Annotated in this window: 21 protein-coding genes; 10 read left to right on the forward strand and 11 right to left on the reverse strand. The window is 42.4% G+C overall.

Annotated elements, in window-relative coordinates; all coding sequences use genetic code 11:
• Positions 1–4: 4 nt before the first annotated feature.
• The 4 genes from lpxA to PP178_RS08395 all read right to left on the reverse strand — a co-directional run bounded on the left by lpxA (position 5) and on the right by PP178_RS08395 (position 4,591).
• Positions 5–790 (reverse strand): acyl-ACP--UDP-N-acetylglucosamine O-acyltransferase, encoded by a 786-nt coding sequence (gene lpxA, locus PP178_RS08380; RefSeq protein ID WP_272593894.1) that lies wholly within the window; start codon positions 788–790, stop codon positions 5–7.
• Between the two features lies 1 nt (position 791).
• Positions 792–2,180, reverse strand: coding sequence for a bifunctional UDP-3-O-[3-hydroxymyristoyl] N-acetylglucosamine deacetylase/3-hydroxyacyl-ACP dehydratase (locus tag PP178_RS08385; RefSeq protein WP_272593895.1), 1,389 nt, complete (start codon positions 2,178–2,180; stop codon positions 792–794).
• Between the two features lie 4 nt (positions 2,181–2,184).
• The gene (gene lpxD, locus PP178_RS08390) at positions 2,185–3,210 is read right to left on the reverse strand and encodes a UDP-3-O-(3-hydroxymyristoyl)glucosamine N-acyltransferase (protein ID WP_272593896.1); all 1,026 of its coding nucleotides are present in this window, start codon (positions 3,208–3,210) and stop codon (positions 2,185–2,187) included.
• Between the two features lie 142 nt (positions 3,211–3,352).
• A complete protein-coding gene (locus PP178_RS08395) occupies positions 3,353–4,591 on the reverse strand; it encodes an HD domain-containing protein (RefSeq protein WP_272593897.1) in 1,239 nt (412 codons plus the stop codon).
• A gap of 38 nt (positions 4,592–4,629) precedes the next feature.
• Between PP178_RS08395 and porX the strand changes: the two genes are divergently transcribed.
• On the forward strand, positions 4,630–6,174 hold the full coding sequence (porX, locus tag PP178_RS08400) for a T9SS response regulator signal transducer PorX (RefSeq protein ID WP_272593898.1): 1,545 nt from the start codon (positions 4,630–4,632) through the stop codon (positions 6,172–6,174).
• Here porX and PP178_RS08405 read toward each other — a convergent pair.
• From PP178_RS08405 to PP178_RS08425, 5 genes are all read right to left on the reverse strand, one after another.
• Complete coding sequence (locus PP178_RS08405; RefSeq protein ID WP_272593899.1) at positions 6,160–8,376, reverse strand: peptidase domain-containing ABC transporter; 2,217 nt, start codon at positions 8,374–8,376, stop codon at positions 6,160–6,162. The two genes, porX and PP178_RS08405, sit on opposite strands and share 15 nt — an antisense overlap.
• A gap of 832 nt (positions 8,377–9,208) precedes the next feature.
• The gene (locus PP178_RS08410) at positions 9,209–9,373 is read right to left on the reverse strand and encodes a hypothetical protein (protein ID WP_272593900.1); all 165 of its coding nucleotides are present in this window, start codon (positions 9,371–9,373) and stop codon (positions 9,209–9,211) included.
• Positions 9,374–9,390: 17 nt separating this feature from the next.
• A complete protein-coding gene (locus PP178_RS08415; protein ID WP_272593901.1) occupies positions 9,391–9,549 on the reverse strand; it encodes a hypothetical protein in 159 nt (52 codons plus the stop codon).
• A 10-nt stretch (positions 9,550–9,559) separates the two neighbouring features.
• Positions 9,560–9,721, reverse strand: a complete 162-nt coding sequence (locus tag PP178_RS08420; RefSeq protein ID WP_272593902.1) for a hypothetical protein — start codon at positions 9,719–9,721, stop codon at positions 9,560–9,562.
• A gap of 777 nt (positions 9,722–10,498) precedes the next feature.
• Positions 10,499–11,647 (reverse strand): HlyD family secretion protein, encoded by a 1,149-nt coding sequence (locus tag PP178_RS08425; protein WP_272593903.1) that lies wholly within the window; start codon positions 11,645–11,647, stop codon positions 10,499–10,501.
• A 194-nt stretch (positions 11,648–11,841) separates the two neighbouring features.
• Between PP178_RS08425 and PP178_RS08430 the strand changes: the two genes are divergently transcribed.
• A complete protein-coding gene (locus tag PP178_RS08430) occupies positions 11,842–12,225 on the forward strand; it encodes a hypothetical protein (protein ID WP_272593904.1) in 384 nt (127 codons plus the stop codon).
• A gap of 2 nt (positions 12,226–12,227) precedes the next feature.
• On the opposite strand, the gene PP178_RS08435 is transcribed toward PP178_RS08430, so the two are convergent.
• The gene (locus PP178_RS08435) at positions 12,228–13,439 is read right to left on the reverse strand and encodes a hypothetical protein (RefSeq protein WP_272593905.1); all 1,212 of its coding nucleotides are present in this window, start codon (positions 13,437–13,439) and stop codon (positions 12,228–12,230) included.
• 84 nt (positions 13,440–13,523) lie between these two features.
• On the reverse strand, positions 13,524–14,297 hold the full coding sequence (locus PP178_RS08440; RefSeq protein WP_272593906.1) for a hypothetical protein: 774 nt from the start codon (positions 14,295–14,297) through the stop codon (positions 13,524–13,526).
• Between the two features lie 492 nt (positions 14,298–14,789).
• On the opposite strand from PP178_RS08440, the gene tsaE reads away from it, so the two are divergent.
• The 8 genes from tsaE to PP178_RS08480 all read left to right on the forward strand — a co-directional run bounded on the left by tsaE (position 14,790) and on the right by PP178_RS08480 (position 21,980).
• A complete protein-coding gene (gene tsaE, locus PP178_RS08445) occupies positions 14,790–15,215 on the forward strand; it encodes a tRNA (adenosine(37)-N6)-threonylcarbamoyltransferase complex ATPase subunit type 1 TsaE (RefSeq protein WP_272593907.1) in 426 nt (141 codons plus the stop codon).
• Positions 15,216–15,500: 285 nt separating this feature from the next.
• Positions 15,501–15,725 (forward strand): hypothetical protein, encoded by a 225-nt coding sequence (locus tag PP178_RS08450; RefSeq protein WP_133644287.1) that lies wholly within the window; start codon positions 15,501–15,503, stop codon positions 15,723–15,725.
• 378 nt (positions 15,726–16,103) lie between these two features.
• On the forward strand, positions 16,104–16,370 hold the full coding sequence (locus tag PP178_RS08455; RefSeq protein WP_272593908.1) for a hypothetical protein: 267 nt from the start codon (positions 16,104–16,106) through the stop codon (positions 16,368–16,370).
• Positions 16,371–16,465: 95 nt separating this feature from the next.
• Positions 16,466–17,665: an alanine dehydrogenase gene (locus PP178_RS08460; RefSeq protein ID WP_272593909.1), complete on the forward strand. Its 1,200-nt coding sequence runs from the start codon at positions 16,466–16,468 to the stop codon at positions 17,663–17,665.
• 2 nt (positions 17,666–17,667) lie between these two features.
• Complete coding sequence (locus PP178_RS08465; RefSeq protein WP_272593910.1) at positions 17,668–18,048, forward strand: DUF4258 domain-containing protein; 381 nt, start codon at positions 17,668–17,670, stop codon at positions 18,046–18,048.
• Between the two features lie 93 nt (positions 18,049–18,141).
• Positions 18,142–19,722, forward strand: a complete 1,581-nt coding sequence (locus PP178_RS08470; RefSeq protein ID WP_272593911.1) for an amidase — start codon at positions 18,142–18,144, stop codon at positions 19,720–19,722.
• Between the two features lie 61 nt (positions 19,723–19,783).
• The gene (locus PP178_RS08475; RefSeq protein ID WP_272593912.1) at positions 19,784–21,343 is read left to right on the forward strand and encodes a bifunctional GNAT family N-acetyltransferase/carbon-nitrogen hydrolase family protein; all 1,560 of its coding nucleotides are present in this window, start codon (positions 19,784–19,786) and stop codon (positions 21,341–21,343) included.
• 49 nt (positions 21,344–21,392) lie between these two features.
• Positions 21,393–21,980 carry an SET domain-containing protein gene (locus tag PP178_RS08480; RefSeq protein ID WP_272593913.1) on the forward strand — a complete coding sequence of 196 codons (588 nt, stop codon included), beginning with the start codon at positions 21,393–21,395 and terminating at the stop codon, positions 21,978–21,980.
• Positions 21,981–21,982: the final 2 nt, after the last annotated feature.

Below are 21,982 nucleotides of genomic sequence, written 5' to 3' on the forward strand. Positions count from 1 at the left end.
TGTATTAATTGTTACTGAAATAACCTTTCATGATACCGCGTTGTGAATCGCGGATAAATTGTAAAATCTCGTCCCTTTCCGGGGTGGCCTCCACTTCGGCCTCAATAATCTGTACCGCCTGTGAATTGTTGTAATTCTTCTGGTACAGTATACGATAAATGTTTTGGATCTCACGAATCTTTTCTGAAGCAAACCCCCTCCTGCGGAGTCCCACCGAATTAATCCCCACGTAAGACATAGGTTCCCGGGCACCTTTAACAAATGGCGGCACGTCTTTACGCACCAGGGATCCCCCGGTTACAAAGGCATGGTTACCTATTGCCACAAATTGGTGAACAGCTACCAATCCGGCCAATACCACGTTATCACCTATGGTAACATGCCCTGCCAGGGTAGAATTGTTAGAGAAGATACAGTTCTTTCCTACCAGGCAGTCATGTGCAATATGGCAATAGGCCATGATCAGGCAATTATCACCGATAACTGTTCTCATACGGTCAGAAGTTCCCTTATTAATGGTAGCACACTCGCGTATAGTGACGTTATTGCCAATCTCTACCGTTGTTTCTTCCCCGTTATATTTCAGATCCTGTGGTGGAGCAGAGATAACAGCGCCGGGGAAAATATTGCAGTTTTTACCTATCCTGGCTCCTTCCATGATGGTAACGTTAGACCCTATCCAGGTTCCTTCTCCGATTACTACATTGTTATGAATGGTTGTAAAGGGTTCAACGACTACGTTCTTCGCGATCTTGGCTCCGGGATGTATGTAGGCCAGGGGTTGATTCATATTATTTCTTTTTAGCGATCTGGGCCATCATTTCGGCTTCACAGACCAGTTTGTTGTTGGCGTAGGCATAAGCCTGCATATGACAAATTCCTCTTCTGATAGGGGTGATCAGGCTACAGTGGAAGATAAGGGTATCCCCCGGAAGTACTTTCTGCTTAAATTTAACCTTATCTATTTTCATAAAGAATGTCAGGTAATTCTCAGGATCCGGAACGGTACTCAGTACCAGGATTCCCCCGGTCTGGGCCATGGCTTCTACCTGCAAGACCCCAGGCATTACCGGCGCACCGGGAAAGTGCCCCACAAAAAATGGTTCATTCATGGTCACGTTCTTCATCCCTACGACATGTTCATCCGAAAGCTCGAGGATACGATCGATCAGGAGGAATGGCGGCCTGTGTGGCAGCATACCCATGATCTGGTGAATATCCATAAGCGGCGGCAGGCTCAGGTCGTATTGAGGAATGTTATTTCTTTTCTCGGCCTTGATGATCTTGGAAAGTTTCTTGGCAAATTGTGTGTTGACATAATGCCCGGGCTTATTGGCAATGACCTTCCCCCTGATACGGGTACCTACCAAGGCCAGGTCACCAACCACATCCAGTAACTTATGCCTTGCGGCCTCGTTGGGATGATGAAGCGTTAGGTTATCAAGGATACCGTTGGGTTTAACGGACAATTTCTTTTTCTTAAATGCCTTTTCAAGCTTCACCATGGTTTCATCAGAGATCTCCTTATCCACGTAAACGATAGCATTATTGAGGTCTCCTCCTTTGATCAAACCGTTCTCCAGCAACATTTCCAGTTCGTGAAGAAAACTGAAAGTTCTCGCCGAAGCGATTTCTTCCTTGAAATCAGACATTTGATCCAGGGTAGCATTTTGGGTTCCAAGGATCTTAGTGCCAAAATCGACCATGGTAGTCACCTGGTATTGTTCAGAAGGGATTATCGTGATCTCACTCCCACTGACTTCATCCCTGAATGAAATCACATCTTTAACAATATATTCGTCTCGCTCCTCATCTTGTTCAACTATCCCCGCTTTCTCCAGGGCCTCGACAAAGAATTTAGATGATCCGTCCATAATCGGGGGCTCGGAAGAATCCAGTTCAATCATAACATTATCGAGATCCATACCTACCAGGGCAGCAAGCACGTGTTCCGAAGTTTGTATCTTGACACCCTTCTTTTCCAAGTTGGTCCCCCTTTGTGTATTGACCACGTAATTGGCATCCGCTTCTATAAGGGGCTCACCTTCCAGGTCTACCCTCTTAAAGACAAAACCGTGGTTCTCCGGGGCCGGAATAAATTTCATGGTTACGTTTTCCCCGGTATGCAGGCCTACACCCTCCAGTGTTACCTCCTGAGCGATAGTTTTCTGTTTTGCCATTGTTTTAATCCCTCTTAATATTTTTTTCTAGTTCCTGGACCCTGTTCACGATCCCCGGTAAGTTTTTAAAATGAACATATGATTTATTATAATCCCCGTAGTTGATCGCGGGAGAACCCTGCAGAACTTCATCGTCCTTCACATTACGTCCAACTCCGGATTGTGCCTGTATCTTTACGCGATCCCCGATAACGATATGACCGACGATACCTACTTGCCCGCCTATCATACAATTTTTACCGATTTTAGTAGATCCGGCGATACCGGTCTGGGCCGCAATTGCAGTATGCTCTCCTATCTCAACGTTATGAGCGATCTGTATCTGGTTATCCAGCTTAACCCCTTTCCTCAGGATAGTAGAACCTAATGTTGCACGATCTATAGTAGTCCCGGCACCGATATCCACATTATCTTCCAGGATTACGTTTCCAGTTTGGGGCACCTTGCTGTATTCTCCTTCAGCATTGGGAGCAAAACCAAATCCATCTGCCCCGATGATCGCCCCGCTGTGAATAACACAACCGTTCCCGATCAGTGATTCTGAATAGATCTTGGCCCCCGGGAAAATTATAACATCGTTCCCTATAACTACGTTATCCCCGATGTAGACATTCGGAAATACCTTGACATTATTACCGAGGGTAACATTGTTTCCAATATATGAAAATGCCCCTAGGTACAGATCGTCACCGTATTTGGCGTTATCTGAAATAAAGACAGGATTCTCTATCCCGCTTTTATTAAATTTCACCTGGTTGTAATACTCCAATAATTTAGAAAAAGATTTATAGGCATCCTCTACCTTGATAAGAGTGGTCTTCAACTCGTGTTCGGGTTCAAAGTCCTTGTTAACGATAGTGATAGACGCTTCTGTACTATAGATGTACTGGGTGTATTTTGGGTTGGCCAGAAAGGTCAGGGAACCTTCTTCCCCTTCCTCAATTTTAGCCAGTTTATGGACGGCCGTTTCCGGGTCGCCTACGACTTTTCCTTCCAAAATTCCGGCAATCTGACTCGCTGTAAATTCCAATGATAAAGATTTAGTTCATATCGCTATGATGGGGACAAAAGTAAGAAAAAATGCCGAATGGAAATGAAGTAGCCTGATTGCAACTTCTGTACTATTTCAGCTAGTCTCAAATACTGTAAATACACACATCTCAACCCCTGGCTCAGAGTCCGATATGTCCCTTTTTGGGGTAGCAATAATAATATTTAGTAACCGTTTTAGACAAGGCCTTTAGATTGAGATGGTCTGAAGCCTTAGCCACATCAGTCAACTTACCATTACTCCTAAGGATCATTATATTCTGCTGTTCCAGGTCATATGCCTTATTCTCAATGGCACCGTGAAAGACAAAATAAGCCGTCTCTTCCGCAGAGAGTTTATACCGCTCCTGCACCTTGCTGAATTTCTCCTCCAGCTTGTTCAGGTCTATGGGCTTGTTCTTTATCTTAATGCTCAACAATTTTCGATGCAGCAGCATCCCGCAAAGGTTAGATAAGACAAAATCGTCATGGTACTGCCAGGCTTTTATGGCCGATAAAATATCGATGTCGTCCAGGGCAGCAAACTGGTCCAGGACCTCCTTATTGATCTGGGGGCCGGTTATGCGATTTTCCAGGAAATAGAGTAAGGGAGCACTTGCTTGGAATTTATGACCAAGACCATAGAGTTCTTTGGCCCTGCGTAGTATATTGATAAGTAGCTGCTCGGCAACCAGGCTAGCCTTGTGCAGGTAGACCTGCCAGTACATGAATCTCCTCGCCATAAGGAATTTCTCTACGGAGTAAATCCCTTTCTCTTCCACGACAAGTTGCCCGTCTGCCACGTTGAGCATGGTTATAAGTCGCTCAGAGTTGATATTACCTTCGGCAACCCCGGTGTAAAAACTATCGCGTTTCAGATAGTCTAATCGATCCATATCTAATTGACTGGACACCAATTGATTGAGATATTTTTTGGAGTAATTACCTTTAAAGATCTCTATTCCCAGGCTTAGTTTCCCCTTAAATTCCCGATTTAGCTGCTGCATGAATTCTGCAGAAAGGGTTTCGTGGGTAACTCCTTCTACTATACTGTGTTCCATGGCATGGGAAAATGGTCCGTGCCCTATATCATGTAAAAGTATAGCGATAAGAAGTCCGGATTCTTCCTCCTCCGTAATTTCAACCTGTTTGTAGCGTAGTATCTGTATGGCCTGTCGCATCAGGTGCATCCCGCCCAGGGCGTGGTGAAAGCGCGTATGATGCGCACCGGGGTACACCAGGTAAGAGAGCCCCATCTGCGAAATTCTTCGCAAACGCTGAAAGTACTGAGCTTCAATCAGTTCAAAAATAAGGGTATTCGGTATTCCAATAAATCCGTAAATTGGATCATTGAAAATTTTGAGCTTTTTAGATTTTCGCAAGATCACGTCGTCTTTGAACGCGTAAATATACGGACTAAATGAAGAAAATTACCATTCTGTGGGTAGATGATGAGATAGACCTGCTGAAGCCCCATATCCTATTTCTGGAAGCTAAGAATTACAAGGTTGTTACCTGCCAGAGTGGGCAGGATGCTTTAGAGGAAATCACACAGAATCAATTTGATATCGTTTTTCTCGATGAGAATATGCCCGGGCTCTCCGGCCTTGAAACCCTGAATGAGATAAAGGTACACTCTCCTTCTTTGCCGGTAGTGATGATTACTAAGAGTGAAGAAGAATATATCATGGAAGAGGCCATCGGGTCTAAGATAGCCGACTACCTTATTAAACCCGTGAATCCCAACCAGATACTGCTTTCTCTTAAAAAAAATCTCGATCATTCCAGGCTGATCTCCGAGAAGACAACGGCGAACTACCAGCAGGAATTTCGGAAGATTGCGATGGACCTCTCTATGGTAAACAACTACCAGGAGTGGGCAGAATTGTACAAAAAATTGATTTACTGGGAGCTGCAGCTTGAAGAGATTGAGGATTCTGGCATGTTCGAGATCCTGGAATCCCAGAAGACAGAGGCCAACAGCCAGTTCGGGAAATTTGTGGATAAGCATTACCGGGACTGGTTCTCCTCCGGGGAAGGGCCTGTTATGTCTCATACCTTATTCAAAGAACTGGTAGTGCCGGAAATCAAAGAAAGGCCTACCCTTATGGTAGTGATAGACAACCTCCGGTATGACCAATGGTTGGCATTTGAAGATATTATCGCCCCCTTTTACAGGAAACGGAAAGAAGTCCCTTATTACAGTATTCTCCCGACTGCAACCCAGTATGCGAGGAATGCCATCTTCTCCGGGTTAACCCCACTTGATATGGAAAAGAAATATCCTGAATGGTGGAAGAATGATACGGATGAGGGAGGAAAGAACCTTCACGAAGAAGATTTTCTTGGAGCCCAGATCCAGCGTTTGGGCCTGAATTTGAACTGGTCTTACCACAAGATCAGCAGCCTTAAGCAGGGGAAGCATCTTTCACAGAATTTTAAGTCACAGAAGAATAACGACCTGACCGTGATAGTGTACAATTTTGTCGATATGCTTTCACATGCTAAAACAGAGATGGAGGTGATAAAAGAGCTGGCTAGTAACGATAAGGCCTACAGGTCTTTAACTCAAAGCTGGTTTAAGAATTCCCCCTTGTTGGAGATGATTCAGCAGGCACAGGTTTTAGGTTTTCAACTGATCATCACCACAGATCACGGAACCATTAATGTAAAACAACCTTCAAAAGTAATTGGGGACCGGGAAACCAGCCTTAATCTCCGGTATAAAACCGGCCGAAGTCTCACCTACGAGGAGAAGGATGTATTGGAGGCCAAGGACCCTTCTGCGATCAACCTTCCGCGTATAAATATGAGCAGTTCCTTCATTTTTGCGAAGAACGATCTATTTTTTGCCTACCCAAATAATTACAATCACTTTGTGGGCTACTACCGGAACACCTACCAACACGGGGGCGTTTCCCTGGAAGAAATGGTCATTCCTTTCGTGGTTCTAGACCCCAGGTAAGGAATTGATGGTGTTATTCTGTCCACGTAAAATTGAAGAACCGCGAAATATAAAATCTGAGTGCTGATCCCGGAACATCCGGTAATAAGCGCCTCTCTTACGTATTAATTCTTGGTGCCCTCCTTTCTCAATGACTTGTCCCTTCTCCAACACAAGAATGTTGTCCGCATGGAGGATTGATCTGAGCCTGTGAGCAATTATGATGACCGTAACTCCTTTGGCTTTTAATGACTCTATCGTAGAATTGATATACTCGGCAGAAGTGTAATCCAAGGATGACGTGGCTTCATCGAGAATCAGGATGGCAGGCTCACGGTAGAGGGCACGAGCAATAGCTAAACGCTGCTTCTGCCCTCCGGACAGAGTAGCCCCGTTCTCGCCCAGCACAGAATTAAATCCGTAAGGAAGCGCTTCAATAAATTCAGTGATTCCTAACTGCTTACATATCCTGATAATATCTTCAATTCTCGGGTTGGGATCACCTAAAGCTATATTTTCAATCACAGTGCTGTTGAAAAGATCTATATTCTGTGGTACAGCAGAAATTATGGTCCGCAAACAACCCTCTGACAGATGTTTTAAATCAAGGTCATTTAACCTGATACTACCGTCATGAATAGGATATACGCGTTGCATTAAGGCTGCAATAGTAGATTTTCCTGAACCACTTGCCCCCACAAATGCGATCACTTCTCCCCTCTTAATACTAAAACTGAGATCTTTTAGGGTAACAGCCCTATTACCATACCTGAAACTGACCTTGCGAAACCTCAAAACATTAAAATGTTTTTTATCCAGGACCAGGCTACCGGATTGATTTTCAGTTTCCAGGTCCATAATTTCAAACAACCTATCTGCCGCAATAAGGGCATTCTGAATATCTTTGTTGGCGTTGATCAAACCTAAAAGGGGTCCGGTAAAATAGCCAACTATGGCATAGAAAGACATTAATTCCCCGGCGGAGATCTCCTGGTCGATTACGAAATAAGATCCACACCAGAAAAGTAATACCACGTAGGCCTGGGAAATTACACCACTGCTACTACCGGAAAAGATACGATTCATAGCCGATCGGTAGGTCGACTGCAGCAGCCTGACAAAGAGAAATTCAGTTTTAGCATTGCAGTGCGATTGCAGGCCAAATCGCTTGATAGTACCCACCGCCTTTAACGACTCTACCAGCTGGCTCTCTAATTCGGCAGCATGCTCCATAACATTTCGCTCGGTTTTTTTATTTAAACTGTTTACAACCAGGTAGAGTAACCCATAAACAGGGATTACGAATAGCATGACAAGGGCCAGCTTCCAGTAATATGTAAACATGAATAGAAATGAGAAGATTATAATGAGACAGTTTACCGTCAGGTTCAGGGCAACCCCATTGATAAAATGACGGATTTTGACCGCATCATTCACCCTGGATATAATCTCCCCTACCCGCATGGTGTCAAAAAAAGATTGAGGCAGGTGAAGCAGGTGTTTATAATACCCGAGGATAAGGCGCATATCTATTTGCTGACCTGTTTTTGTTAGGAAAATGTCTTTAAAAACACCAATAACCAGTTGTAACCCTATGCATACCAGCATGAAAAGCCCTAATAAATTCATCAGCTTTTGGTTATTACCGGCCAGTACAAAATCCGTGATTTTCTGCACGTAAATAGCTGTTGAAAAACCAAGCAGGGTGTATACTAAGGCACCAATTAGAGCTTGGATCAAAACGGCTCGGTGTGGTTTCAATAAGCTGTAAAAACGCTGAGCTATGGAGACAGTGTGGTTCCCAGCAGTAAAATTCTTTTCCGGTTCCAGCAGTACGAGTACACCGGACCATTCGCTGCAGAACAGTTCTTTTGATTTACGGATCATTTTTCCACTGGCCGGGTCCATTACCCGCAGATGTTTAGCAGATAAAGAATACAATACTATATAGTGATGACGGTTATTTTCCAGAATTACATGAGCTATAGCAGGTAAAGGGATTGCAGTCAACGATTCCGAGTTGGCCCGCACCCCTTTTGCTTTAAACCCCAGCCTGTTCAGGGCCTCAAGCATACCTAATACATTTGTGCCTTTTTTATCTGTACCTGCATATTGCCTGATCCGTGCTATGGGCAGGTAAAGTTTATAATGTGCTGCCACGGAAGCTATACAGGCAGCCCCACAGTCCGATACATCGTGTTGTTTTACAAGTTTTTGAGTCACCGTATTGTGTTGTGACTCTAAGTTATGCCTGCAGACTGCAATTTCTTGGTAATGAAATATTCAGGCGATAATTAAGGGGAAAAAATTTACCATCCCATGCAATACATAGGAATACAGGAGTCCATACCTTATTCGTAGATAACCGAGAATAAAGGCTGAAATTAATTGAGGCAGAGTAAGCAAAAAGAGAAAGGGAAGTAAGTAAGTTTCAACATGGTAATTGGTAATATGCAGAAAACCAAAGGAGCATACACTGAAATAAAAAATCAAGGAATAGTATTTCTTAAAAAGGGATTTTGCTTTCTGTTCATGCCTCTTTAAAGTTTGATAACAAACTATCCCCAGAGCAATGGCAACCATCATAGAATAAAGAATACACAGCCATGGACCGAAGCCGGTATAAGACCGAAATGATATAAACAGAATGCAATAGGCTCCCAGTACGATCGAAGTAACCTGGTTCATAGGCTTAAATAGCAAGGGCAACCTAAAGATGAGTTCTTCGAGCAACGGCAGCACAAGAACTCCGACAAGAAGTAATGAAAATCCTTCAAATTTATGGCTGATCCTCTCTAACCCAATATTTTCCTGTTGCAAAAATAAGATCGTGAGAACCGCAACTACTGAAGATATACCAAAATCAATAATAAAATAAGAACGCAGCATCCGGAAAGCATCGCCGGGGTTCAGCCGTGTTCGTATTTCCTGCTTCGGGTGAAATGCAAAATGTGCTAATTGCCTGCAACAATCCATTAAACTAAATGACTGCTTCATAAAAGAGACATTTATAGCAAAAGGCCAACCGGGAATCCGGTTGACCTTTTCCTGAATACTAGTCAATAGGACTTAATATACTAGAGACACTTTCTAAGAAATCACCCAAAGATTTAAAGCCACTCCGGATGTGTTCTCCAATGGCATAACCCATGTTATAATCACTGTCATTACCACCGCTGATCGACAGTAGCTCTCCTGCATTCAATATTTGAATTTTCATAATTTCAAGATTTACAATTAATGAGCATCAACGCCCATCAAACCATCCCACAGCCCATGTAAAAGGTCTACACCTTTGCCCAGGGCATGTCCGGCGATATAAGCTGCCGTATGATAAAAGGCAGGTTCTTCACCTCCCCTAACTTGTTCCAATTCTATTTGATTCATATCTTCCATGATCATCGAATTAAATTTCCCTGGATCCTTCTTTGAACCCCTCTATAAAAAGTTTAGCACTTTGCCCTATGGCAATGCCTACATCAATTGCCCATTTCGGAGGCGGGCCAACCCAGAATCCCCCATTGATCATACATTGCTCTTCCATCGATAAGTTCTTTAATTCTTTCATTTTTCAACTATTTAATTAATGTTTCTGTTTTAAAAATGAACAACGTGCACTTTCTTCATTTCAAGGCTCTAAGGTATTGACCCAGACTGCAGGAAACATTCATTAAAGTGATAATTAAGAAACTTCAGCACAAGCCAAAAAAATAGGGTGCCGTTTTATAAACTATGTCACCGTCTGTAAACACCACCAAGAAATGACGGACATAACTTAAAAACTCAGCACCCTTCCACATTCCGAAACCCAGGACTTAAACCTCTCTTTTTAAGTCGAACACCGATTAGAGGCGTCATTTTAATGGAACCAAATAACCAACCTATTCGTACAATGTTCTGCTGTTGCTTCAGAAAGTGTTAAATGACTTATTATAGACAAGATAAAGGCGTTCACTGCAAAAAACTTGCAGTCAACGGATTTCGTCGAAAATTTGTTGCCTTTTCCCAGGAATTAGGCTCTGAACCCTCAGGCACCCAATAACTACCACCAAAGATGTGTGTGGTCTCATCCCGGTTTATTACGGATACAGAAATCTCCACATTCAAATGAAAGTCATCGTCGTAAAAATATGTTTTCCTGGACCGGTCATACAGGATTGGGGCTCTGTAATCTCTTAACTGTTCTATTAGGTGATAAACCAACCTAACGCTGATATGCAGCCTCTCGGCCAATTCCGTGGGTGACCCTGTAATTTCCTGCTCAATTAATGAGTGCAGACGCTGTAACCTTTCCAAATTCCTAATTGTTCTCATAATTCACGACATTTATTGTTATCATTTGCTCTCAAAAATTATTGGGATCTAACCAGTTATCTATTTTGTCAAAGAGGAGCTGATAAAGGCTTCTTTCGGCAAGCAAGAAATGAGATGTAAGTGACATTCCTTTCTTAATTTCCCCTTTGAGTCCACTCTTTAATTGAAGAAATTCAGAGTCCAGGCTGCATAAGACTCGATAATAAGGACGAGAATCAACCAGCTCTACATCCTTGCCAATTGTTACGATTCTTCCGCTCGCCATTCCCCATAAGTTGCTGTTATAGGCATCAATACTGTACCGGACAGGAACGTTCTCTCTGATTTGGCCTATCAAGGACGAACTGACAAAACACTCTACGAGCTTTTCAGATTCCGGCGATAGTTCGGCCAGTACATTTCCCTTTAGCAGCATTGTGCCCGGACGGGCCGCTGTGGGCGATATGAGATGGCCGGTCTCAGGAGAAATAATGATTAGATTTTTCAGTTCTGCACGAATCGACTCTCCCTGTATTTGCAGTTTGTTGATATTATCTTTCAATATACGTCGCTCCCGCCGCCATATATTTTTTTGTTGTGATATAAAATGTTCATATTCAAAATACTTTTCCCGGTATTCCCTCAGGTGTTTCTGATGTTCAAAGTCAGAAATAACCCCTTTTTCGAATAATGCAGAAAAACGCCTTAATTTTTGTTTAAGGGACTGGCACTGCTTAAATAGTGCTTGTGATTTTAGGCGATATGTATGAAGAGCGTTGCGATAGTCATCAGTGATTATATTTGCCGTGGATTCTGGCAGATCACTTAGTATGTTATCCAAGTCTGACAAAATAAGCCTGGATTCTGCTAATCGGTTTTCGAGATCCAGGGCGATCTCCTTTCTGAGACCATAATCTTGAACAAGCAGGGTATCACCCTTTTCCACATATCGATTATGTTCTATCAGACTCCATAGTATTTCACCACTTTCACGGACCCTGACAGGTATTCGCAACCGTTCTCCCCGGACAATCCCCCTTACCGATCTGTTTACCGGCACGCGGATTAAAGGCAGAGCGATCAAAAAACCGCTAATCGAAAATAACAGAACATTATAGACTATATTACTTCTTTTGGATAGATGCGCAGAATAGCCCTGAACAGTCAAAAGTACACTCCGTTTGTCTGGTAATATCTCCATAGCGAATAGAGGTTAATATAGATCTCGGGGTGTTCTGACATTTCAAATATATCGACTATATTCTATATATGCAAATAAATTAACTAAACACAAAAGTTAATCACTTGCTAATAAATACTTTCGTTAAGCAATAAATCATATAATTTCGTATCTTTACTCCGTTAATCAACTCATTCATCGAATATAGTCTTAATATGTTAAAAACAATCGACCGCCTTTGGCAGTTCATACAGTACGCAGGGTTAAGCGCAAGACAATTTGATTTGTCTATTGGTGCAAGCAATGGATATACCCTGAGGATGAAAAAAAATCACGCCTCTATCGGCAGTGATGTGATCGAGACAATTCTTAGAACATACCCCCAGCTGAATGTTGTGTGGTTATTAACCGGTGAAGGTGAAATGCTGCTTCCTGAGAAGCAACCGGCATTTGCTTCCTACGAACAACTACCTAGTGAAAAGCAGGCCGAAATTGAACGCCTGATTGAACAAAAGGTTAAAGAGCGTCAGGATGAGCAGTTGCAGTTCCTGCTAAAGGAAGTAACCCGGGAGATCGAAAAGAACCAAGGCAAGAAATAATTCTATTTCTTTTCTTTCAGAAGATCAATTAATTCCTCGCGAAGTTTCCCCAATGCCTGCAATTCGTTGTGGGTTGCACCCTTGTGATCTATTTTTTCTTTAAGGGAGTCCCACTGGTACTGTTTCCCTGACATCCCGTCAACACCGGATTCCAGTAAGCGATGTTCAATTTCTGAATCTATCAATTCCTGTAATTCGGACAGTTTATACTCGTACCTGACTTTCCGGGAAAGAAAGATCAGGAGGGAAACCAGGGCGAGGATGTAGGGTAATACCCTGAGGTTACCCCAGGCATCTAAATTCTGAATATCTACGCTAATTTCCCACAGCTGGTAAATAGTCCAAATAATAGGGACCAGGATAGCATATTTCCACCACTGGTAGGAAGTAATGTACCAGACTCCAAGACAGATTAATGTAGTGAGTTTAATAGTAGCCAACCAGATATAGACCTGGACATTCTCAAAACCATTTGCATTAATAACAAACGGTCCCAGCGATAAGGATTGTATCCCGTTAGGGATCAATATGTTAGCATAGAAAATAAAAGGTACACTCAACAGCAGAACAAGAACTACGCAGAGTTCTGTTGTTTTAAGAACAGGCCTGAGATTGCGTACATGGGAAACGCCTGTATCTGCAGACAGTATGCCTTTAAGATGAAATAGTGACCGCAATTTTTTTCGGGCAGACTTGTCATCCTGGTTATCCGAATCGAGATTACTGAAGACATCGGTGATCCTTTCGAACAGGGATTTGGAATTAGAACCGAACATCCGATTGATCACCCTGTCATCCGGCATTAATCCGACATTTTTGGAGTACCCTTTCTGAAAGACATATAGCAGTGCAAGAAAGATGAGGTTTACTAAAATTGAAATTCCGATCATCCAAGCTTTAGGCGTTCCAAAATGACATACCATCCTGGTAAGGTAATCCAGGTAAAGTACTACGGGGACCAAAATGAGGAAACGCCAGCGGAAGACGCAAGTGATATACCAAAGGCTGAGATAACAGAAAGGGATGATAATGGTAAGGAGCAGCCACAGGAATACCATATTATCGTGGTAACCATGCTGCAGTTCCAGGCCAAATATATGTATGCTTTTCTTTTCAGATGCCAGTAAGTGTAAAACGATGAAAAATGGAAGGATGACCAATAATACAGATATGCCGATATCAATCTTAAAGCGAATAGTTCTTGTTTTTTGCATGGGCTACCGCTTTAAGAATTCTAAATAAAATTTGCCGGAATATACGTTAGGATACCGGCATAGCAAAATCGCCACCATCCTGCTCTACTTCTCTTCCTTATCCTGCAGCTCTGCTATGATCCGTTCCCTTAGCCGGATGAGTTCTTCGAGTTTATCTTTGTCTCCAGTATTATCTTTTGCTCTAATGGAGCTTAATTTGTTTCTGACATTAGAAATAATCGAGTCTTCTGATAAGAAATTTATTAATTCAGAAAGTTCATTATCCAATTCAATCAGTATTTTCGATAGTTTCACTTCATATTTTACCTTTTCTGAAGCATAAATCAATAACGATAACACAATCAATAAGTACGGTACAGTCTTTAAATTTCGCCATTCATATATATTAATCTCAAAGAATAACTCCCAAAGTTGAAATGTGGATAATATAATTGGTGCCAAGATGGCATATCGCCACCAATATGGGCAAGTTATGAACCAAATGAAAAGTGGAAGAATGTACACCAGGTTCAACATTACTAGCCATATCATTGTATCAATATCAGCAAAGTCAAAGGTTCCAATTTCTATAAAATATAGATCAAGAGTCGTAGTACCTGAAGGAATAAGTCTATGAACATTAAATATAAATGGAAGAAGAATTAATATGCCAACAACAATTCTTTCAGTCAACAAATTAACTGAAGGCCTCTTATCAGACGAAGCCACTAGTCGATCAGAAAGTATATTACGCGTAAAAGTTAACCTTTTTCTATACTCATCTTTTACCTTAAAAGAATGGATGTTATTTTTCTTTTCTAAGGTTTCAAGTAAATTTTGATAAAAATCCCTTGAATTGTTAATTAGCAGTTTTTTCAAGTTGGTCCTATCAAACGCCGCATTTAGATTAGATAGATAGAGCTTATTTATCCTTATAAGTAATAATAAATAAACGCTATTTAATAGAATTGATATTATAATTGAGATTAAATCATTTTCTATGAAACCGAATAAGTTATATCGTATTAGGGAATCGCTGAATAGAACAATAGGAATGAATATGAAGAATCGCCAATAGAAATAGTTGGTAGCGAACCAAATTGACAACATAAAGATAGGAATCAATTTTACCAATATCATCCAAATAAATACTTCATTTGAACCATATCCATGATCAATCTGCCATCCCATAAAATTTAAGTAACTCTCATCTGTGAAAGCTATGTGAATAAAATTTAAAAATGGAATGAGCAAAATTGCAAGTGCAGTTAAAAATTCTACTCTAAATTTGGGCCTATGAATTAAAAGCACGTGGAAATTTTCACTAAAACTAAATAATCTAATACTTATGCAAAACATTAATCCGACCAAATGTCAAGTAAATCCTACAGCCTAACAGAACTCCCGTCCATGGCAGAGGAAATCCTCAACAAAGCTGAGACTACCGTCTTGTGCTTCTATGGGGAGATGGGAGCGGGGAAGACCACCCTCATCAAAGAACTTGTCCAACAACTGGGTGGAACTGATCACGGCAGCAGTCCAACTTTTGGTATAGTTAATGAATATCACAAGTCTGATGGAAGCCTGTTGGGCTATCATTTCGATTTTTATCGATTAAATGATGAAATGGAAGCCCTGGACCTGGGTTTTGAGGATTATTTACAACAGCAGGCCTGGGTTTTTATAGAATGGCCGGAAAAAATCCCTTCCCTGTTGCCGGAACAACGCACCCATATCTTACTGGAAGTGCTGGACCCGGAACGACGGAAGATTAAGGTGGAAAACCTGGATCACTAGTATTATCAAGAAAAAAATACCGGGGAAGAAAGCCTGTTTTTTTAAAAAAATCCTATATTTCAAGTCGCAGAGCTATTTTTCTCATGAATTCGGTTGTTTTTTTTCCTACAACGAAATCCCCCGGTTTTATTGCCTTTCAAGACGTGACTTGCTGATATAATCGACGAACTGTTAGGTTTTACCGACGAAATGTTATATTTTTCCGATAAATAACAAATGATTAGTAATTTTTTTCCTACATTTGTTGTGAAAATGGAACCGAATAATTAACTTAAAACTTGTACGATGAACACAAGAAAAACTATTTTTGGCTTGTTCGCCTGTTCTTTGTTCCTGGTTGCTTCCTGTACTCAAAACACCGCCGCAGAGGATGGTCTTTATGAGCAAGGTGTTGACAGAACCAAGATCATTAACGGGGACAAGAAGAGTGTTGACCGCACAAAAATCATCAATGGCGACAAAAAAAGTGTCGACCGGACGAAGATTATTAACGGTGACAAGAAATCTTAATCTGATAAAGATTTAGAGAAAATTGTAAAGGGCAATCATAAATTGCCCTTTTTTTCGTTAAAGAGGTTAAACCACTTAATTCCCCTAATGAGAACTAAATTAACCGATAGAAGTTCAAAGGCAAAAAGGCGATTAATAGTTGAATCTTTATTAGCACTATTAATTGTTATATCTCCCTTTGTTTTCAAACTACATGAATATGTTCCAGAAAGTGATTCTGTAAACTTTTTGGGGATTACAATTGGAAGCAACGGGTTCCCCAATGTCAATATTTTTATTTGGTTTATGTTGGGTAAAGTAGTACCCTTTTATCTCTTGCTCATCTGGTTCTTTACTTGTAAACATTGGTGGTACCATATAATCATCATACCGGTATTGATGTACGCCTTTCAAATATTTGAATCCGCTATTTCTGATGATAATTTTATAGACACAGATAATATTCTTTGGATTCTTCCCTTCTGTATGATAGTTATCCCCTTCGTATACCTGATTCGTATCAAACTCTACGATAAGTATGTGCACGGGATAGACCTGGATGCCATGGATGCCGAACTAAAAGCACTTCGCGAGAAGGAAGCTGAAAGAGAAGCGAAAAAAAATCAGAAAGTAGAACGCGCTATTGAACGCGAGACCACCCTATAAGATCTTCCTTTTACATTCTACAAAAAGTCGTAAATTTGAAATGCTCCCGGCAGACCAATGCTGCTTACTGACGGGTATTCTCAGATGTACATCCTATGAACCAACCTTCATCGCCTTTCAGCAAACAACAACTCCTGCCACAGGAAGAAACCCTTGAAATCCTGAAACAAAAAGGAGAACTCCATATAGGAATTCCCAAGGAGAGTCAACTCCAGGAAAAAAGAATATGCCTCACCCCTGATGCCGTAAACGCGATTACGGCTCATGGTCACAAGGTGATGATCGAGTGCGGAGCCGGGGAAGGCGCAAATTTTTCGGATCTTAATTACACCAATGCCGGGGCTACAATGACCCGGGATACAAAAAAAGTATTTTCATGCCCGATTGTACTTAAAGTAGAACCCCCTACCCTTTCCGAAATTGAAATGCTCAGTCCACAGGCCAACCTGATTTCGGCCCTGCAGATTAAAACGCAATCAAAAAAATATTTTGAAGCATTGGCCAAAAAGAGGATTACAGCCATAGCCTTCGAATATATTCGGGATGAAGACGGGAAATTCCCGGCCATCAGGTCGCTGAGTGAAATCGCAGGGATTTCTTCCATACTTCTCGCAGCCGAGATCATGGCGAACAACCAGCACGGTAGCGGGCTGATGTTCGGTAATATCAGTGGGGTTCCACCGGTTGAAGTGGTTATCCTTGGTGCAGGAACTGTAGGTCATTATGCCGCGCGTTCTGCTATTGGGCTTGGAGCTAATGTGAAGATCTTTGATAATTCGCTCACCAAACTGAGAAACATTCAGACCAATCTTAAGCAAACTCTCTATACCTCTACTTTGCAGCCCAAAAATCTGCTAAAAGCATTAAAGCGATGTGACGTCGCCATCGGGGCCATGCGAGGTATTGACAGGGCCCCGGTCGTTGTGACCAAGACCATGGTGGAGCATATGAAAAAAGGTGCCGTGATCATTGACGTCAGTATAGATATGGGTGGATGTTTTGAAACCAGCGAACTCACTACCCACGATAAACCCGTCCGGGAAAAATACGGCGTACTGCATTACGGGGTACCCAATATGCCAGCGCGGTTCCCAAAAACAGCTTCGCTTTCCATCAGCAATATATTTACCCCCTACTTACTGAAAATCGGTGAGGAAGGAGGGTTAGAAAACTCCCTGCGTTTTGATAAGGGTCTGCGTAACGGACTCTACATGTACCACGGGATTCTCACAAATCGTACTGTAGGTGAGTGGTTCGACCTTAAGTACAGCGATATAAACTTTCTTATTTTTTAAGCATGCCATTTATTAAACGTCTTGGGTTTTTCTTATTCGGTCTTTCCATCGGGCTGATTTTCCTCGCTATATTTTTGCGGAAAAAATCTGAAGAAACCGGGACCTCCTTTTGTTATTTACCGAATTGCAGGGTGCTAAAAGACATCCGCTCTAAACAGTACACCTTTTCTGAAGAAATAAGGAACCAAGGGTTAGACGCTTTGCTTGATTCCACCACGGTACAGTACTTCTTTACCGAAGGGGATATCGATTTCGGTGCTAGCAATACCGAGGCTAAGCCTTGCAAGAGCTATATGATAGAAGGAAATATCAAGGAAAGGGCCGCTATACTCCAGGTTCAGAATTGTGATTCCCTGGTAGTTCTGCAGAGCTTGCAATACTAATATCTCTTTTTTACCAGGAAAAATTTTTAGTAACTTCAGCCGAAGAGAATCAGCCCTGACCGAAAATACCGGCCGGACTAAAAAAACTTCTGAATGAAAGTTACCGCAATCCCGACCATGGCACTATCCCTGTGCCTTTTTCTTCTTATTACTTCCTGCAAAACAGATAAAACGGAAGATGCTCCCAAAAGTTTAAACCTTCCTTTAGAGATAACGATACAGGATATCCACGAAGGCTATCAATCAGGCAAATTTACGGTTAGCGAGGTCACCAAATTCTACCTGGACCGGGCTAACGACTTAAGTTTCAATGGTCCGGAATTAAATGCTGTGATCAGCCTTAACCCCAATGCCATGGATATTGCTGCTGCTATGGATGAACAGCTGGAGAACAATGCGATGAAAGGACCGCTATTCGGCATCCCGGTATACTTAAAAGATAATATCAACTCCGCCGATCCTATGCCAACAACTGCCGGGGCAAGGGCAATGAGGGATTCCTACCCTAAAGAAGACAGTCCTCTTGCCGCACAATTGAGGGAGGCGGGCGCCATAATCCTGGGTAAAGCTAACCTGAGTGAGTGGGCTAATTTTCATTCCAGCTTTTCTTCCAGCGGTTGGAGTGGACTTGGGGGACAGACCAGAAACCCTTATGACACGACCAGGAATCCATGTGGCAGTAGCTCAGGTTCTGCAGTTGCGGTAGCTGCCAATTTATCCGTGGTCGCCATTGGTACGGAGACGAATGGTTCTATAGTATGCCCATCTAATAACAACGGTATTGTAGGTATTAAACCTACCGTGGGGTTGATCAGTCGCAGAGGGATTATCCCGATCTCATTTTCCCAGGATACAGGCGGACCTATGGCCCGGACGGTAAGAGATGCAGCTATCACCCTTGGGGTACTTACCCAGGTAGATTCTGCAGACTCTAAAACGACACAGCCCGGTAGGAAGATCTATACAGATTACACACAATTTCTCAACCCGGACGGGATCCGTGGTAAGCGTATCGGCTACTACACGGCACCTATTGATGGATATGTTCGCATGCAGGGAGTTATGGAAGAGGCAAAAGCCTATTTTGAATCGCGCGGAGCCGAGTTAGTTCCTTTAGAGGAGATCATGCCCTCAGAAGCCAGGAGACATTCTTTCCAGGTTTTGCTTTACGAATTTAAAGATGGCTTAAACGAATATTTTGCTTCTTTAGGGGATAATGCGCCTGTTAATAACCTGGAAGATCTTATCATGCAGACTCAGGCAGACAGCATAGAGATGCAATATTTTGACCACGACCTTCTCAACCAGGCCCAAGAAAAGGGAGACCTGGATTCCAAGGAGTACAAAGAAGCCTTAGCCAGCATGCTGAGATTAAGTCGGGCAGAAGGAATTGATAAGGTAATGGATGAGCATAAGCTTGACGCCATCATTGCACCTACAGGGAGCCCGGCTTGGAAAACCGATCTTACCAACGGTGATAATTTCCAGTTTTCAAGTAGTTCACCTGCTGCTATTTCAGGCTATCCCAACATCACGTTACCCATGGGACAATTAGACGGCCTCCCGGTGGGTATCTCTATTTTCGGGAAACCCTGGTCAGAACCTGTATTATTAGAAATCGCTTACGACTTTGAGCAGGGTACCAAGCACAGGATGTCACCGGAGCTCCCGTGATTTTCCGTGAAAGATGATCTTTTAGCACGTATCTTTGAGCGTTAATAAGACGAAGGTTGCCATGAACATTGAAGACATAGAAAATATAGAGCTTACCTACCTTAAGCTTAAAGATTATAAGGAACTAAAGCTGGCCATGATAGAGGCCTATCCGTCCATGCCTGATGAATACTGGCGTGAGGCAGAAATCAGAAGTCTTATCCGGAAATTCCCGGAAGGACAGGTAGTGATCAAAATCAATGAAAAAATAGCAGGATGTGCGCTCTCTATTATCACGGATCACGACAAGCTTTCTGATCAGCATACCTACAAGGAGATCACGGAGAATTACACTTTTGATTCCCATACAGACGAGGGCGATACACTTTACGGGATCGATGTTTTTATTAAGCCCGAATACCGGGGTCTTCGGTTAGGAAGACGTCTTTACGATTACCGCAAAGAACTATGTGAAAAACTGAATCTAAGGGGTATTGCCTTTGGTGGAAGATTGCCTAATTATCACAAGCATGCGAAAACCCTAACTCCAAAAGAATATATCGCCGCGGTTCGCCGAAAAGAAATCGAAGACCCTGTACTCAATTTCCAGATCTCAAATGATTTTCATCCCTCCCGTATCCTTCACAGGTACCTGGAAGGTGACGAGGACTCTAACGAATTTGCTGTATTGCTGGAATGGGATAATATCTATTATGATAAACCCTCGAAAAAAGCTTCCGCCAAGAAAAAAGTGGTGAGGATCGGGTTGATCCAATGGCAGATGAGACCGTATAAGAAATTGGAAGATCTCCTGGAACAAGCGGAGTATTTTATTGATGCAGTGGCGGGTTACCGTTCAGATTTCGCCCTCTTCCCTGAATTTTTCAATGCCCCCTTGATGGCAGAGAACAATCATCTTGCAGAACCTGATGCTATCCGGGAACTGGCTAAATATACCGAAGAGATCGTTCAGAAGTTTTCAGAATTATCGATCTCCTACAATATCAACATTATCTCCGGGAGTATGCCGGAGATCAAAGATGAAATGCTTTACAATGTAGGCTACCTCTGCAAAAGGGATGGAACCGTAGAACGATACGAAAAGATTCACGTAACCCCTGACGAGGCAAAAGTCTGGGGCATGCAGGGAGGACAGGAATTAAAGGTATTTGACACCGATTGTGGTAAGATCGGCATCCTGATCTGTTATGATGCGGAATTCCCGGAATTGAGCAGGTTACTGGCCGATGATGGAATGGATATTCTTTTTGTTCCCTTCCTGACCGACACCCAGAATGGCTATTCGCGGGTCCGGAATTGTGCCAGGGCACGAGCCATAGAGAACGAATGTTATGTTGCCATAGCAGGAAGCGTTGGGAATCTACCAAATGTTCACAATATGGATATACAATTCGCCCAATCCATGGTGTTCACCCCTTGTGATTTTGCTTTCCCGTCTAATGGTATCAAAGCGGAGGCAACTCCTAATACAGAGATGACCCTTATTGCTGATGTGGATATAGATCTGTTGCGCGAGCTTAATCAGTATGGCAGCGTTAAGAACCTGCGTGATAGAAGACGGGATATATACGATGTAATCCGCTCAAAAAATAAAAAGCAGAAGGATGATATTCTTCCCTGAGAAGTCTAAATTCAGCTTACATTAGCTGTATTATTTTAGAAGTATATTTATGATCCACCCACATACCAGCCTGCAGTTTATCAATGATGTAGTTGGCCATGGTGTAGTAGCCACCAAGCTTATTCCTGCAGGCACTATAACCTGGGTACTGGACGACCTGGACAGGGAATTCACTCCAAAGCAATACCAGAAAATGAATGCTCCCTACAAGGAGATCCTGGATATCTATACCTATAGGAACAATAAGGGCAACTACATCCTTTGTTGGGACAATGGCAGGTTTGTCAATCACAGTTTCAAGGCCAACTGCCTGACGACCGCTTATGATTTTGAGATAGCCATACGGGATATACAGCCGGGAGAACAACTGACTGATGATTATGGCTACCTGAACATACAGTCACCTTTCAGAGGAGTTGACGAGGGTACGCGCAGGAAAGTGGTCTACCCTGACGACCTGCTGCGATATTATAAGAGCTGGGATAAAAAGATCGGGGCAGTATTTCACCGGATCCCGGAATTGGATCAACCCCTGAAACCTCTCCTTAAAAAAGAGGTGGTTAGGAAAATTGAAGCCGTTCTGTCAGGGGAGCAAGCCATTGCTTCTATCCTGAATAATTATTATAAGGCAAAATAGGC

It is taken from the genome of Zeaxanthinibacter sp. PT1, from assembly GCF_028464225.1.
Classification (GTDB): domain Bacteria; phylum Bacteroidota; class Bacteroidia; order Flavobacteriales; family Flavobacteriaceae; genus Zeaxanthinibacter.